Origin of the sequence: Aquimarina intermedia, from assembly GCF_008124785.1 — a bacterium.
In the GTDB taxonomy this organism is placed as follows: Bacteria; Bacteroidota; Bacteroidia; order Flavobacteriales; family Flavobacteriaceae; genus Aquimarina; species Aquimarina intermedia.
This window is the reverse complement of sequence record NZ_VNHU01000010.1, coordinates 21,810-37,971: the sequence shown is the minus strand read 5'-3', so window position 1 is coordinate 37,971 and position 16,162 is coordinate 21,810. Positions and strand designations below refer to the sequence as shown.

Here is a 16,162-nt window from a genome sequence, read left to right as displayed (position 1 = left end):
ATGTCAATTCATAAATTGCTCATTATATCTACTTGTGCTGTATTGTACACCTTCAGTTTACAGGCTCAAGAAGAAAAAGACAAAACGATCGAAACCGATCGAGTCATTGTAGTAAAAGCATATACCCCCACAATCAGTGATGCTTTTAAGGTAAAAACCATACCAAAGCTTGGTGATTCTGCAACCTATCAGAAAAAAGAATTGCGCTACAATATCTTTTCGGTTCCTGTAGCTTCGACTTTTACTCCTGCAAAAGGGAGGGCAGCAGATATTGAAAGACCTAAAGGAGTCGAATTGTATGATAACTACGCTACCTTAGGTTTTGGTAATTATACGTCTGTGCTGGCTGAATTTTACAGCAATTTTCAAATCAATCGAACCGATAATTTTGGTATGTATCTTCACCATAACTCCTCTCAAGGGGGTATTGAAAATGTAGCGCTGGATGATAAGTTTTATAATTCATTCTTAGATCTTAATTATACATCTCGTACCAAAGATTTCACCTATGGTTTCGAAGCGGGTATAGAACATCAGATATTCAATTGGTACGGTTTACCTGAAAACAATTTCTTAACTGAAGATCAAATTCTGGCGATAAACCCGGAACAGACATATTATGGCGCAAAAGTTGGCGGGAAACTTATTTTTAATGACGCTATTTTGGATAAAGCAATCCTAAACTATCGATTTTTTGGAGATGCGACGGAGAGTAGTGAGCATCACGTAAATCTTGAACCGACTATAACATTGGACTTAGGAGATCAGAAGTTGCAAACCGTTATGACTTTTGATTACCTTAATGGTTCTTTTGAGGATGATCCTAATCCGAATAACTTTATTGAAACCGGTATAAAGTATAGTAGATTTATTACAGGGATTAATCCAAACCTTATTTTTAACGGTGACAATTTTACCCTCAATTTGGGAGCTTCTATATTTTATAGTATGGATATAGAGAATGAAGAGAATGATTTTTTTATCTATCCTAATGTAACTGCGTCATATCGTTTGTTAGATGATGCTGTTATTGTTTATGCCGCATTAGAGGGCGAATTAAAACAAAACACCTATCGTGATGCCGTACAGGATAATCCTTACGTATCCCCAACACTAACTTTGCAACCTACGAACAAACAATACGAAGGGTATCTAGGTTTTAAGGGAAGAGTGTCTGATATATTTAGTTATAATGTCAAAGGTGGATATGCCTCACAAAGCGAAGTGCCATTATTTTTTCTTAACACAGCTCAAATCCCTGCAGTAGAAGCGTATGATTATGGAAATTCTTTCGCATATCGATATGATGACTTAACTACCGCATTCGCTTATGCAGAGTTGAACTTTGATATAAACACAAAATTTAAGTTAAGTACTATAGCAGAGTATTTTGATTACGATACCACAAATGAAGTAGAGGCTTGGAATCTACCTTCCATAAAAGCTTCCTTACGAGCAGACTATCAAATTACTGATGCCTGGTATGCCGGAGCACAAATGTATTTTGTTGGAGAACGTATGGATATCGTCTCCAATACTCCGTTAATTACAAAAACACTAGATAGTTATATCGATGTTAATGCAAATCTGGGCTATCGTTTTAATGATCAACTTTCAGCGTTTATCAAAGGCTATAATTTGATAGGAGATAACTACGAACGATGGAGTAATTATCCCGTTCAAGGGATTCAAGTGCTGGGAGGTATTACTTATAAGTTCAACTATTGATTACACCGAATCCGAATTGAAATATTAGATGGGAGATCTTAGCACATATTCAGAACAGACATATTTCTTGGATTATACGGCACCCGCTATTCAAAAGCTTGTAGCCGAGGTTAAAGGCAGCCGTATGAGTGATGAGAACAAGGCTATTATGATGTATGATAAAATTCGTGATGGATGGTTGTATTTTCCTTATTATTTCAGTTTTACTAAAGAAAACTTTAAAGCAAGTGTTATTGCACAAAAGGATGAGGGACACTGTCTTGAAAAAAGTATTCTTCTCATCGCTTGTTTACGAGCCTTATCCATACCTGCTAGGTTGCATTTAGCAAAAGTAAAGAATCATATAGCCGTAGAGCGTTTAGTTGAAAAATTTGGCACTAACGAGCTGACTCCTCATGCTATGGTGGACGTATTTCTAAATGATACATGGTTAAAAATTTCGCCGGCATTTAACAAAGAATTGTGCGTACTTTGCAATGTGGACGTACTGGGGTTTGATGGAAAAAATGATGCTGTTTTTCAGGAATATGATAAGGAAGGTGGAAGTTTTATGGAGTATCTTGAGGATTACGGTCATTTTGAAGATGTTCCTATTGAATTTATATTTGATTTAATTAAGTCCCATTATCCGCATATTATAGAACAAGCAGATGGTGCCACTGAGATTTACCTTTAACTTTAAATAAAAACAATACTACATGCAAAAATTATCCTTATTTATTCTAGGCGCTTTAGTAAGCTTTTCGTGCAGCAAGCCTAAAGAGCAAGCTGACTTATTAGTCTACAATGCCAATATTTATACAGTGGATCAAAATACCCCTTCTGCCGAAGCTTTTATCGTAAAAGATGGTAAGTTTTTAGCCTTAGGGTCTACCGAAGCGTTAATGGAAGCGTATAAAGTAAAAGAGCTTTATGATGCCGAGGGCAAAGCAGTATTACCGGGTTTGATAGATGCACACTGTCATTTTTATGGATTAGGAATGCAAAAACAACGGGTAGATCTCACAGGTACTAAAAGCTATGATGAGGTACTCGAGAGAATTGTTGAGTTTCAGAAAGATAAAAAGACTAGCTTTATTATTGGTAGAGGTTGGGATCAAAATGACTGGGAGATAAAAGAATTTCCGACCAAAGATAAGTTGGATAGTTTATTTCCTAATACCCCGGTTGCAGTGACACGCGTAGACGGTCATGCAATTTTAGCAAACCAAGCTGCACTGAATGCTGCAAGTATTACAGCGGCAACGCAAGTAGAAGGTGGAGAGGTTTTACTTAAGAATGGTGAACTTACAGGTGTTCTTATTGATAATCCTATGGAGCTTATTGAGAAAATATACCCTGAGCCAACGGTAAGAGAGCAAACTATTGCCCTACAAGATGCTGAAATAACTAATTTTAGCTATGGATTAACAACGGTAGATGACGCAGGACTCAGTCCCGATGTGATTCAACTAATCGATAGTTTACAACAATCAGATGCACTCAAAATCAGAGTATATGCTATGGTTAGTAATGTTCCGGATTATGTGTCTTATTACTTAGATAAGGGTCCTTTGAAAACGGATCATTTAAATGTGTCTTCCTTTAAAGTGTATGCAGATGGCGCTTTGGGGTCAAGAGGAGCTGCTCTTAAAGCATCGTATAGCGATCAGGACAATCATCACGGTGCTATGGTAATTGGAGTTGATGCGTTTAAAAAATTAGCAAAGCGAATCGCAGAATCACCTTTTCAGATGAATACACATGCCATAGGAGATTCAGCCAACGCGGTGGTAATTAATACATATTATGACGTATTAAAAGATGATACTAATCGAAGATGGAGAGTAGAGCACGCTCAGGTAGTAGCCCCCGAAGAATTTGATATGCTTAACGAAAATTTGGTTATGAGTGTGCAGCCAACCCATGCCACGAGCGATATGTATTGGGCTGAAGATCGCTTGGGAGCGTCTAGAATGGAAGGTGCGTATGCTTACAAAAAGTTATTAAACAAAACAGGAAAACTAGCTTTGGGAACGGATTACCCAGTTGAAAATGTAAATCCATTTTATACCTTCTATGCAGCGGTTGCAAGAAAAGATCTTGAACAATTCCCTGAAAATGGTTTTCAAAAAGAAGATGCACTAACCCGCGAAGAAGCTCTAAAAGGTATGACGATCTGGGCGGCTTACAGTAATTTTGAAGAAAAAGAAAAAGGGAGTATTACTATTGGTAAAATGGCCGATTTTGTCATCCTGGAACAGGATATCATGAAAATCGATGAAGATAGTATACCCAAAACTAAAGTAAAAGCAACTTTTGTGGGAGGAGAAAAGGTGTTTGAGAATTCATTATAGATATGTTATAGCAGGGATAAATAAAAAGGGATGTAGCAGTAGAGTATACATCCCTTTTTATTTATTAAGTAATACTAGTAGTTTGTAAATGCTACTGGAATTAATAATTATTTTCCTCCATTTGCTCTTAAATCATTAAGACATAGATCATCCAATTTTGGCACTGTATTATCAACCATATTGATTACACCGCTACCAAATTCAATTGCAGCAGACATCAAACAATCTTGAACATTGCAATGTCCTTCAGAATCAGTATCTTCATGCGGTGTCTGTTGAGGTGTTCCAATGTCAACTAAACCAATCAAGTGAGCGAATTCGTGATTCAAGGTAGCATTTTCAATCGTACTTAAATCAGGTGAATTGGGTCTGTTACTTACATTTCTTAGTGTTTCCTCATAAATAACAATTGAGGTGTTTAAATAAGCAGTTCCCAAAGTTACCTCGGTGTCCGTATCTGATTCTCGACTACCATCAGCAAAATAAATGTATACCGTAATCTCATCTCCGCTGTTGTATGCGGTTCTGTTATCATTTTCTAAGCGAGCGATTTCTTCAATGGTAAAAGGAGCTAGATTGGAAGAATTAACAACCCGGGTGTTAAAGGTGATTCCATCAGGTTTATTAAGTCTGTTTTCGAGAAATGTTTTAAATCCTTGAATCGCAGCGGCCTTGGGTTCGAAACCCTTAACAGAAATTAACTCTACCGTAAGACCATTAAATTGATCACTAGCAAGTAAATCTCTTGCTGAGCTTCCTAAAGGTTTTTGATTGTCAACTTTGGATATAGCAATTGGAGTGTCATCTTCACTAGAGCAACTTACTAAGAAGGTAGTAGTAAAAATAAATAAAAGCAGAAGTTTATGTAGTCGCATAGGATATTTTTGAAGTATTAGAAATGTAAATAAACAAATTTCTGAAGTAATGGAAACTATGTTTAACGTAACTTTGATACCGATTCATGCTTAGTTAAGCTCTCCTGATTAGGCCAGTTTTATACGGGTTAAGAATTCATTTTCTGTTCCCTTATGTACTATTTCGCAAACAAAGCCATTGGCATTTGCAGCATTCTGTAACGTATCATAATCAATATATAACCAGTCAAACCAATCGGTTTCTAAATTTTTATATTTCATCTTGTACTGCATCTCTCCATAATATCCTGCGTTAGCATCAATCCAAAAACCGCCATCGTCATCGGTGTATAGATACGATAAGTCTGATGAATCTAACAAAAGCTGACCGTTGGGATCAAGCAAACTCTTTATATGTGTAAAAAAGTGATCAATATTTGCCAATCGTCCAATGATACCGCTACCATTCATCAATAGTACGATAGTATCATATTTTACTTCTTTGAGATCGTATAGATTTTTTTGATATGCGTTTTTGACTCCACGCTCCTTGCAGACCGTTATAGCTCCTTCCGAAATATCGATGGCATCAACGCTGAGGTTGTATTTATTTTGCAATATCAAACTATGACTCCCTGCGCCACAGCCTACATCCAATACTTTTCCATAGGCCAAATCCAGTGCTTGCTGTTCAATTAATGGCATCTCCTCAAGAGATCTAAAGAGATAGTGCACAGGAATGATATCATCGTCAAAATCAGGGGACTGTACTATGATATCCTGGTTATTATTTTTTGTAAGATGGTAATCTTTTATTGCTTCTCCAAATACATCAGCCATTTGTAGTTTGCTTTTAAGTTCTTGATGACGCCTCAATTAATTTTTCAGAAAGAGAGTCGAATTCTTTTAATCAACCGATAAGTGAAGTCAGAGTGATAGTAAATACCTATTTTTGCGGTATGCAAGATTTTATAAAACAGTTACCCCAACTCGCCAAAGATAAACATACGGAGAACAAAAAGTTCTTTGCGAAGCTTAAAAAAAAGCCGCCAAAGAATCTTGACCTCGTTATGGAGGAATTGCATACCAAAGAATTTGAAAGAACAGACTGTTTGACGTGTGGAAATTGTTGTAAAACTACAGGGCCATTGTTTACAGATAAAGATGTAGATCGCATTGCTAAACATTTAAAAATGAAATCTGTAGATTTCGAAAAGCAGTACCTTAGAAATGATGATGACGGAGACTTTGTGTTGCAATCGGTGCCTTGTGTATTTTTAGGGATAGACAATTATTGTAGTATCTATGACGTACGGCCCAAAGCCTGTCAAGAATTTCCGCATACAGATCGCAAAAAGTTTCAGCAAATTGCATCCTTGACCATGAAAAACATAGAAATTTGTCCTGCTGCATTTAATATTGTAGAAAAAATGAAAGAAAAACTACAGCTTAGTCACAAAACGAATAGAAGGCAATAATTTTTAAATCAGTCCAAAGGATACAAAGCGTACTTCTCTCTTCTTTTTTTATGAAGCTCTATTCCAAGCTTCCAACTTTCCCGAATAGCTTCTAATGGAATATTGTTTTGAATTTGCTGCTGTAACTTTTTTGTACCGGCATGCAGGGTAAAGGATTTCGTTTTAAAAAAACCGGCGGGATTTGTTGAATTCGTGTATGCTTTGATCAGCCATTCCAGATTTACAGCATTCGTTGGAAAGTTTGAGGTGACAATTTCACCATAGCACACATTGCCATTATGTTTTGGAGATTTTGAACCAAAATTAGGTTGTGGTATGTAGGCATATTCAAACTTATCCATAGCCAGATCAGGTGCTCCATACAATTGGAACTGCATTTCGGTGCCTCGCCCCGCATTGATCGTCGTGCCTTCAAACAAGCCCAGACTCGGATACAGATTTATTGCAATGTCATTGGGTAAATTAGGGGAAGGTCGAATAGGCAGGCTATACGTATCGCGATGTGTATAGTTCGCTACGGGAATAACCGTCAAATCACAAACTAAATTTTCTCCAAGCCATCCTTCTTTATTAACCATTGTAGCATATTCACCAATAGTCATTCCGTGTACTAATGGGATAGCATGCATACCTAAAAAGCTAGCGTGTTCTTCTTCAAGCGTGGGGCCATCCACATAACTACCATTTGGATTAGGACGATCCAGAATGAGTATCGGAATATTATTTTCTGCACAGGCTTGCATGACATAATGCAACGTAGAGATATATGTATAAAACCGAACCCCGACATCTTGGATGTCAAAAACAACGAGCTCTATCCCTTCCATAGCTTTCTTTGAAGGTTTTTTATTAGCGCCGTATAGCGAAATCACGGGTAATCCTGTTCTGGTGTCTTTGCCATCTTCCACTAATTCTCCGGCATCTGCTTTTCCTCTAAAACCGTGTTCGGGGGCAAAAACTTTTACAAGATTTATGTTTTGTGATAAAAGCGTATCTGCCAAATGCACATATAAAGAGGCTTCGTCAATTGCAACCCCTGCGGGAAGCAAATGCTTTTGAAAAAAGGGAGTGCGGAACACTACGGATGTTTGATTGCTAACCAAAGCAATTTTTTTTCCTTTCAGGAGAGGTAGGTATTTATCAGTTTGGTTCGCTCCGACATATATGGGTGCCACCGCATCTAAAGAAGGTTGGGTGTCAATTTTTTTATGTGTCACCTCCGGAACTATAACAGGTGAAGCGGTTGCTTGAGGTTTTGTTAAGCTTCCGCAAGAAATAAAAAGGATGAGAGCGAATAAAAACGTATTTTTGAATACAATTTTGATAAAAACCATAAGTTAAGTTGAATTTCGAATATTTTATTGCCAAACGCCTAATCAAAGGTAAGGAACAAAATAATAGTATTGCAGCACCTATACTGAAAATAGCAATTTTTGCTATTGCCATCGGCATGATTATGATGTTGGTTACAGTGGCTACAGGGGTAGGGCTTCAGCATAAAATCAGAGAGAAAGTTGCAGCCTTTAACGGGCATATTAGTATCACAAGCTATGACAACAATAACAGTGTAGAATCATGGGCTCCTATCAGTAAAAATCAAGAATTTTATCCCAGGTTTAAAAACGTAGATGGAATCTCGCATGTGCAGGTGTATGCTACTAAGGCCGGCATCATACGGACCGCTTCTGATTTTGAAGGAATTGTTGTTAAAGGCATTGATACAGATTATAACTGGAATGTTTTTGAAGATTACCTGATAACAGGACGGCTACCTGATATAAAGAAGGATCAAGTCTCTAATGAAATCTTGTTGTCAGAACATATCGCCAATCGTTTAAATCTAAAAGTCGGAGATAAAGCTATTACGTATTTCTTGAAACGAAATGCACGTGCTAATGATAAGCCTAATATTCGTGCGTTGGAGATCGTTGGAATATACAGTTCAGGTTTTCAGCAGTTTGATGAGAGTTTTGCATTTACAGATATTGCACATATCAGACGAATGAATAAATGGGAAGAGGATGAGGTAGGTGGTTTTGAGGTTTTTATCGATGACTTTGATGCGATTGATCAAAAAGGCGCCGAGGTGTATGAGGAGATTCCTTCTACGCTGGATAGTAAAACGATAGCACTTAAGTATGCCACTATTTTTGAGTGGTTAAAGCTGTTTGACCTTAATATTATTGGTATTATAAGTATCATCATTATAGTGGCGGGCATTAATATGATAACAGCACTGTTGGTCCTCATATTGGAACGAACTCCCCTGATCGGAATATTTAAAGCTTTGGGAACGACAAATTGGAGTATACGTAAAATATTCTTGTACAATGCGGCTTATTTGATATTGAAAGGATTGTTTTGGGGAAACCTTATAGGAATAGGACTATTGCTTATACAACAGCAGTACGAAGTGATACGTTTAAACCCTGCGACCTATTATGTGAATACAGCCCCGGTATATCTTAATGTGGGCTATATACTACTTCTTAATGCAGGAACTTTAATTTTATGTTTGATCATGTTATTAGTTCCTTCCTATATCATTTCCAGGATTTCTCCAGTCAAAGCGATTAGGTTTCAGTAGCTAGGGGATTATACGTTAAAAATTGTTAGTGGATAAACTACTTTGTATCTTTGCACGATCAATATACGGTGATTGGATCGTATAAAATTCAAAATATAAAGAGTGAAGTACGCAAAGAATATATTAGAGACAATTGGGGATACACCTATGGTAAAAATGAATGCCTTGGTGAAGGATGTTGATGCTTTGATTTTAGCAAAATATGAAACGTTTAATCCAGGGAATTCTGTTAAGGATCGAATGGCGCTCAAAATGATTGAAGATGCCGAAGCCGATGGAAGATTGCAACCCGGCGGAACTATTATCGAAGGTACTTCCGGAAATACCGGAATGGGATTAGCGTTGGTAGCTATTGTTAAAGGTTATAAGTTAATCTGCGTAATGGCTGATAAACAGTCTAAAGAAAAAATGGACATTCTACGTGCGGTAGGAGCCAAAGTTATGGTGTGTCCAACCAATGTAGAACCGGATGATCCAAGATCGTATTACTCAGTTTCTAAAAGATTAGCGGAAGAAACTCCTAACTCATGGTACGTTAATCAATATGACAACCCATCAAATGCAAAGGCGCATTATGAAAGTACGGGACCTGAAATTTGGGAGCAAACTGAAGGTAAAATAACACACTTTATTGTTGGTGTAGGAACAGGTGGGACGATATCTGGAGTTGGGAAATATCTCAAAGAAAAGAATCCAAATATTAAAATTTGGGGCGTAGATACTTACGGATCGGTATTCAAAAAATATCATGAAACCGGAGTTTTTGACGAAAACGAAATTTACTCTTATATCACAGAAGGTATTGGGGAAGATATATTGCCGAAAAATGTAGATTTTTCAATTATTGATGGGTTTGTTAAGGTAACCGATAAGGATGCAGCAGTTTACACCCAGCGCTTGGCAAAAGAAGAAGGTATGTTCTTGGGCAATAGTGCGGGCGCTGCAATCAAAGGTGTCTTACAGTTAAAAGAGAATTTTACCAAAGATGACGTAGTAGTCGTGCTGTTTCATGATCATGGAAGTCGTTATGTGGGTAAAATGTTTAACGATGACTGGATGCGAGAACGTGGCTTCTTAGAAGCAGATGTTTCTACAGCAAAAGATTTATTAGAAACACACAAGAATAAAAGCTTAGTAACAGTAAAAACAGAAGAATTGGTATCGCATGCTATTGAGAGAATGCGTACCCATAACATTTCTCAAATGCCAGTTACGGATAGTGAGGGCTTCGTAGGATCAGTGGATGAAGGTGCGTTGTTCTCAGCATTTATTGAGAATGGTAAAAATACTGATACGCCTATTAAAGCTATAATGAATGGTAAATACCCTGAATTAGAAGATACGGTTTCCATTGATGCAATTGCCAAACAAATTAAAAATGGCAATTCTGCGGTGCTTATAAAATCGGGTAATACTTTTCAAATCATCACCAAATCGGATATTATAAATCATATGAATTAATTTTATATATTTAAGAATTAATAGATTACCCCATTAGTATTCTTATCAAAGAGTAGTGTGGGGTTTTTTCATTTTTGATTTTGCAAAGTGAACGTAACTTTAAAGGGTTAGAAACGTCCAATAATAAAGTAATCAATACGTTTACCATTCATGCAACAGTATAGTTTTGACTTTTCAGATTTAGATAAATTGAGTAATTACTTTAGGGATCAATTAGATCCTGAAGGGACTGATGTTTGTATTCATTTTCCTCCGGAAATAGGCGAGGGGTACCTATCATATTATAAAATTTCTCCAGATGTTTATTTGTTAATTAATAATTACAAAGCAAATGATGATCTGGAATTTATTAGAAATCCGATAAACGAGAATGACGTAATTCTACATTTTAGAAAATATGCACTAACACATTCCTTAGACAATGAGTCGATTGTTAGTAATTATAGTGATACGTATACACCCGGTAATATGCGATGTATGGATGCTACACGAGGAGAACGTGTGTTAATACCAAAGGGGGCTGAGATTCGCTCAACAATGATAGTGCTTAAGAGCTCTTATACGAAGTCCTATTTTATGAAAAATAATACTACAGCGCAAAACTTGAACACTTACATACGACACTCACATCAGTTTATTGATAAGTTTTATCTTTCTTACAGACAGTCCGTCCTTTTTGATCAAATTGTTACTCCCGCATATGATACGGTTGAAAACGAGTTGTATTTTGTAGCTAGAGGGATCCATTTACTAGAAACCTTTTGGAAAGATATTATAAAATTTGATAGTGATAATAGTCCATTTGCAATCAATGCTAACCAAGTAGGAAGTATTTATAAAATTAGTCACTATCTTGAGAATAACTTATTCGAACCCTTCGTGGGAGTGGATCAATTGGCGGTTATGGCACACATGAGCCGAACCAATTTTTTTAATATGTTTAAAGAAATTCATGATCAGACTCCCTTGGAATATTTTAATAATAAGCGTTTAGAATCGGCATATACGATGGTCTTTTCTGAAGGGTTGGCAGTTAAAGAAGTGATGAATATGCTCAATTATTCAAATTCATCCAAATTCAGAAAAGCATTTTACAATAAGTTCAATGTATTTCCTGACGGATTGTTGTCAAAATAAAATGGTTGCCATGTGGAATGGCAACCATCAATAACCTAACACAAACTCAACTAAGTATAGGTTGTATAAATCTATTTGTGACTTATATCAATTACTACAAAATTCGTAATTGTATTTATAATTTTGCATTCCAATAATACAAATTATCTTACCATTAGTACATTTTAACCGTAATTGAACGACGTTAAAACACAATTTTTATAGGTCAGAATTAAAAAGGTGGACATTAAAAATATAAAATATTTAAAATAGTTGTACCTATGTAATGGCTGGTAATTAGATTTTTAGATGAAAGAAGATTTTCTGCATTACATTTGGAAGTATAATAAGATTCGATCAAACGATTTAAAGACGACAGACGGGTCTTCGCTTCAAATTCTATCTGTAGGAAGTCACAATACTGAAAATTCTGGTTCAGACTTTTTTAATAGTTCTTTATTTATCGATGATCAAAAGTGGGCCGGCAATGTGGAAATTCACATTAAATCCAGCGATTGGTATATTCATGGTCATGAAACGGACAAAAACTATGACAATGTTATCTTACATGTCGTTTGGGAGGATGATGTAGCAATTTATAGAAAAGATAATTCCAAAATACCAGCACTTGAACTAAAGGAGTTAGTAGATCCCGAGGTGTTTGCTGCCTATGAAAACTTAGTGCTTTCCAAAGAGAAATCTACATGGCTGACCTGCGCGAAATTATTGAGCCAAGTTCCCGAGTTTAATATTATTCGCTGGAAAAAACAAGTATATATAGAACGACTTCTTCAGAAAAGTGAAGTTATTTTTGCGTTGACTAAGAATACACATAACGATTGGGAGGCCGTTCTCTACAAAATGATAGCAAAAGGTTTTGGGTTAAATGCCAATGGAGAAGCTTTTGCAGCAATGGTGAATTCCTTTCCATACAACTTGATTAAAAAATATAGTAAGCGTCCTATGCAATTAGAAGCTCTGTTCTTTGGGCAGCTTAAATTATTGACCGTAGAGATTGAGGATCCGTATTATCAGGAGCTCCAACGTGAGTATGCATTTCTAAAGCATAAGCATAAATTATCTCAGGAAGGCCTGTTGTCTGCAGAATTCTTTAGACTACGTCCTCAAAACTTTCCAACCATTAGATTGTCGCAATTAGCCGCCTTGCTTTCAAAGCACAATCAATTATTTACTATAGTGACTACGTGTGATAGTTTAGGGCAATTCTATGATGCCTTTAGCGTAAAAACCTCTTCGTATTGGGAAAGGCATTATACCTTTGGAAAAGTTTCAAAACGAAATGTAAAGCAAACTTCCAAAAGCTTTATTGATCTTCTTGTGATGAATGTAGTGGTTCCCTTTCTATTTGCTTATAATAGAAGTCGGGGTGTAGAAGATCATTCCAAACTACTTTCGATTATGGAGTCATTACAGCCGGAGAAAAATACGGTAATCAGGGAATTCGAAAAATCCGGAATGAGTATGGAGAATGCGATGGATTCACAAGCATATCTACAGCTTAAATCACAGTACTGTGTCAAAAAAAAATGTTTGCAATGTGCCTTTGGAAATTATTTTTTAAACCAGTATTCAGTTTGATAGATTATAATTATTTTGCGACATGCTATATAATCTTAGACTTTATTTAGAAAGAAATGGTTTTTATGTGTCCAGTCGATTAGCAGATCGTCTAGGAATACGTGCTAAAAATGTGCGTTTGTTTTTTATATATGCAACCTTTGCCACTGCAGGATTGGGATTTGTATTCTATCTTACAATGGCTTTTTGGCTCAAATTAAAAGATTTAGTGTACACTAAACGAACTTCAGTTTTTGACCTATAAGAATGATTAAGTATTTCAAATCAAGAATATATATCGCCATAACGTTACTTATTGTAGTTGTTATAGTAGGAGTTTTTGGATTTCGTTTCTTTTCTAATTATACATGGATAGATGCGCTGTATATGACAGTGATCACGATGTCCACCGTTGGATTTGGAGAGGTGCAGCCTTTGGATGCAACTGCTAAGTTGTTTACCGTCTTTTTAATCGCAACAAGTGTAACTATATTTGCCTATGCAGTCTCTGTAATTACAGAATATATTGTGAATAAGAGCGATCCTTATAATATGCAATACAGAAAACTTAAAAAAATGATACAAGCACTTAATGATCATATAATTATTATCGGTTACGGACGAAATGGAAAGCAAGCTGCTGATAAACTTTTGGCGTATAATAAACGCTTTATAATTGTTGAAAACGATCGACAAGTTATTGATAAGTATCAGAGTGAGGAGCTTCTTTTTTTGGAAGGAAACGCCACAGAGGATGAAGTATTGCTAGAAGCAGGAATTAAAACAGCATCTACCCTTATTTGTACCCTGCCAGAAGATGCGGATAATTTGTTTATTGTCTTGTCCGCAAGGCAAATAAATAAAGACCTAAAAATAATTAGTAGAGCTTCTCAAGATACATCCTATAAAAAAATTAGATTGGCAGGAGCTGATAACGTGATCATGCCGGATCGTATCGGTGGAGATCACATGGCGTCCTTGGTTGTAGTTCCCGATTTGATAGAGTTTTTAGATAATTTATCCATTATAGGAAAGAAGTCCATTAATATCGAAGAAATTTCATTTGAAAAGATGTTCGACGATGAACAACCTAAAACCATACGAAGCATCGATATGCGATCTAAGACAGGATGTACAATCATTGGATATAAATCACCGGAGGGCGAGTATGTAGTGAACCCGGAGGCCGATACTTTATTGAAACCCGGCTCAAAAGTAGTAGTCCTGGGAAGACCGGAACAAGTCAATTTATTGAACAAACAATTTAATATTTAACAATATATAAACATTTAACTCCTTAAACGTTGTAAACAACTGTTTTTTTTAGCATCTTGCTCACTTCATTCATAAATAATTCTAAATTAATATACAGATCATGAAGAGAATTCTTCTTTCAATTCTAACATTTATTATTCCTTTTATAAATTTTGCCCAAGAAGAAAAGGTTTTGACTTTTTCTGAACAAATCGATGTAACTTTTTCAAAATATACCAGTTGGTTTGTTGATTTAATCTTCTACGAAATCCCGTTTTCCGAAGAGTTTCAAATTCCCTGGGTACTTATAGTATTGATAGGTGGAGCAACATACTTTACAGTTTATTTTAAATTTATCAATTTTAGTGGATTTTTTACAGCAATTAATGTCGTTCGTGGTAAATATGAAGACATTGAGAAGCACGGTGCCAAAGAATTATATGGAGAAGATGGTATAGCGGCGGTAGCGGTAGATGGAGATATTCCTGATACTATCAGAGATGAAAGTGCTGACGGAGAAGTTTCACATTTTCAAGCCTTAACAGCGGCGCTTTCTGCTACTGTAGGTTTAGGTAACATAGCCGGAGTTGCTGTAGCATTATCTATTGGGGGTCCGGGAGCAACTTTTTGGATGATTTTAGCTGGATTGTTAGGTATGGCTTCAAAATTTGCAGAATGTACGCTTGGAGTTAAGTATAGAGATGTTGGTCCTGATGGAACCGTATATGGTGGTCCGATGTATTATCTTAAAAAAGGTCTGGCGGAAAAGAATATGGCAGGACTCGGTAAAGTGCTTGCAGTACTTTTTGCTATTTTCGTAATTGGCGGATCGTTTGGAGGCGGTAACATGTTTCAAGCAAATCAGGCTGCAGCTCAATTTGTAGAGTTGACAGGTTTGACAGGAGGTAACACGGGTCTTTATTTTGGTCTCGCTATGGCTGTTCTTGTTGCCGTAGTGATAATTGGAGGTATCAAAAGGATAGCATCCGTTACGGAGAAGATAGTTCCATTTATGGCTGGGATTTATGTATTAGCGGCATTGGTTATTCTAGCAGTTAATTATGTGCATATAGGAGCTGCATTCGGTTTAATTTTTGAAGGTGCTTTTTCAGGACTAGGAATTGCAGGAGGTTTGATTGGTGTAATGATTCAGGGTATTCGTAGAGGTGCTTTCTCTAATGAAGCAGGAGTGGGATCAGCGGCAATAGCACATTCTGCTGTCCGTACTAAATATCCTGCAAGTGAAGGTATAGTAGCCTTATTAGAACCTTTTGTCGATACGGTAGTAATTTGTACTATGACTGCACTCGTTATCATAATTACTAACTTCGATGCAGGATTCTTAGAATATGGAACAGAAATTACTGAAGGGGTAGAGCTAACAGCGACAGCTTTTGATACTGTTATTCCTAATTTTTCTATAGTCTTAACAATAGCAGTAATCCTTTTTGCTTTTTCTACAATGATCTCATGGTCCTATTATGGGATGCAAGGTTGGGTATATCTTTTTGGAAAAGGAAAAATTTCTGACTTGGTATACAAGTTATTATTTTTGGTGTTTGTAGTGGTAGGAGCATCTATCAGTTTAGGGTCTGTAATTGATTTTTCAGATGCGATGATCTTTGCTATGGTGGTACCAAATATCATTGGAGTACTGCTCTTAACGCCAAAAGTGCGTAAAGAATTGATTAAATATAATAACGCAATTAAATTGAAAAAAGACGCGATCGAAGATGGTGTTGATGAATTCGAAGTGTAAATGACAATTCA

14 protein-coding genes are annotated in these 16,162 nt (G+C 36.4%); 11 read left to right on the top strand and 3 right to left on the bottom strand.

What is annotated here, in order from left to right; translation table 11 throughout:
* From BD809_RS13370 to BD809_RS13360, 3 genes are read left to right on the top strand one after another with little or no spacing between them, the layout of a single operon-like run.
* Entirely contained in the window at positions 1–1,728 is a 1,728-nt protein-coding gene (locus BD809_RS13370) for a porin family protein (protein ID WP_148783488.1), read from the top strand.
* Between the two features lie 28 nt (positions 1,729–1,756).
* Positions 1,757–2,404 (top strand): transglutaminase-like domain-containing protein, encoded by a 648-nt coding sequence (locus BD809_RS13365; protein WP_148783487.1) that lies wholly within the window; start codon positions 1,757–1,759, stop codon positions 2,402–2,404.
* A gap of 22 nt (positions 2,405–2,426) precedes the next feature.
* Entirely contained in the window at positions 2,427–4,064 is a 1,638-nt protein-coding gene (locus tag BD809_RS13360) for an amidohydrolase (RefSeq protein WP_148783486.1), read from the top strand.
* 107 nt (positions 4,065–4,171) lie between these two features.
* On the opposite strand, the gene BD809_RS13355 is transcribed toward BD809_RS13360, so the two are convergent.
* Positions 4,172–4,939, bottom strand: a complete 768-nt coding sequence (locus BD809_RS13355) for a hypothetical protein (protein ID WP_148783485.1) — start codon at positions 4,937–4,939, stop codon at positions 4,172–4,174.
* A 108-nt stretch (positions 4,940–5,047) separates the two neighbouring features.
* On the bottom strand, positions 5,048–5,758 hold the full coding sequence (locus BD809_RS13350; protein ID WP_148783484.1) for a class I SAM-dependent methyltransferase: 711 nt from the start codon (positions 5,756–5,758) through the stop codon (positions 5,048–5,050).
* Between the two features lie 119 nt (positions 5,759–5,877).
* On the opposite strand from BD809_RS13350, the gene BD809_RS13345 reads away from it, so the two are divergent.
* Positions 5,878–6,396 (top strand): YkgJ family cysteine cluster protein, encoded by a 519-nt coding sequence (locus BD809_RS13345; protein WP_148783483.1) that lies wholly within the window; start codon positions 5,878–5,880, stop codon positions 6,394–6,396.
* 8 nt (positions 6,397–6,404) lie between these two features.
* On the opposite strand, the gene BD809_RS13340 is transcribed toward BD809_RS13345, so the two are convergent.
* The gene (locus BD809_RS13340) at positions 6,405–7,730 is read right to left on the bottom strand and encodes an exo-beta-N-acetylmuramidase NamZ family protein (RefSeq protein WP_148783482.1); all 1,326 of its coding nucleotides are present in this window, start codon (positions 7,728–7,730) and stop codon (positions 6,405–6,407) included.
* Between the two features lie 8 nt (positions 7,731–7,738).
* Here BD809_RS13340 and BD809_RS13335 point away from each other — a divergent pair, with 8 nt between their 5' ends.
* The 7 genes from BD809_RS13335 (at position 7,739) to BD809_RS13305 (ending at position 16,151) form a co-directional block, all read left to right on the top strand.
* Positions 7,739–8,983, top strand: coding sequence for an ABC transporter permease (locus BD809_RS13335; RefSeq protein ID WP_148783481.1), 1,245 nt, complete (start codon positions 7,739–7,741; stop codon positions 8,981–8,983).
* A 102-nt stretch (positions 8,984–9,085) separates the two neighbouring features.
* Positions 9,086–10,444 (top strand): pyridoxal-phosphate dependent enzyme, encoded by a 1,359-nt coding sequence (locus BD809_RS13330; RefSeq protein WP_148783480.1) that lies wholly within the window; start codon positions 9,086–9,088, stop codon positions 10,442–10,444.
* 150 nt (positions 10,445–10,594) lie between these two features.
* The gene (locus BD809_RS13325) at positions 10,595–11,581 is read left to right on the top strand and encodes a helix-turn-helix domain-containing protein (protein ID WP_148783479.1); all 987 of its coding nucleotides are present in this window, start codon (positions 10,595–10,597) and stop codon (positions 11,579–11,581) included.
* A gap of 288 nt (positions 11,582–11,869) precedes the next feature.
* Positions 11,870–13,159, top strand: coding sequence for a DUF2851 family protein (locus BD809_RS13320; RefSeq protein ID WP_148783478.1), 1,290 nt, complete (start codon positions 11,870–11,872; stop codon positions 13,157–13,159).
* Positions 13,160–13,181: 22 nt separating this feature from the next.
* A complete protein-coding gene (locus BD809_RS13315) occupies positions 13,182–13,403 on the top strand; it encodes a PspC domain-containing protein (RefSeq protein ID WP_148783477.1) in 222 nt (73 codons plus the stop codon).
* Between the two features lie 2 nt (positions 13,404–13,405).
* Positions 13,406–14,413 carry a potassium channel family protein gene (locus tag BD809_RS13310; protein WP_148783476.1) on the top strand — a complete coding sequence of 336 codons (1,008 nt, stop codon included), beginning with the start codon at positions 13,406–13,408 and terminating at the stop codon, positions 14,411–14,413.
* A gap of 100 nt (positions 14,414–14,513) precedes the next feature.
* Positions 14,514–16,151, top strand: coding sequence for an alanine/glycine:cation symporter family protein (locus tag BD809_RS13305; RefSeq protein ID WP_148783475.1), 1,638 nt, complete (start codon positions 14,514–14,516; stop codon positions 16,149–16,151).
* Positions 16,152–16,162: the final 11 nt, after the last annotated feature.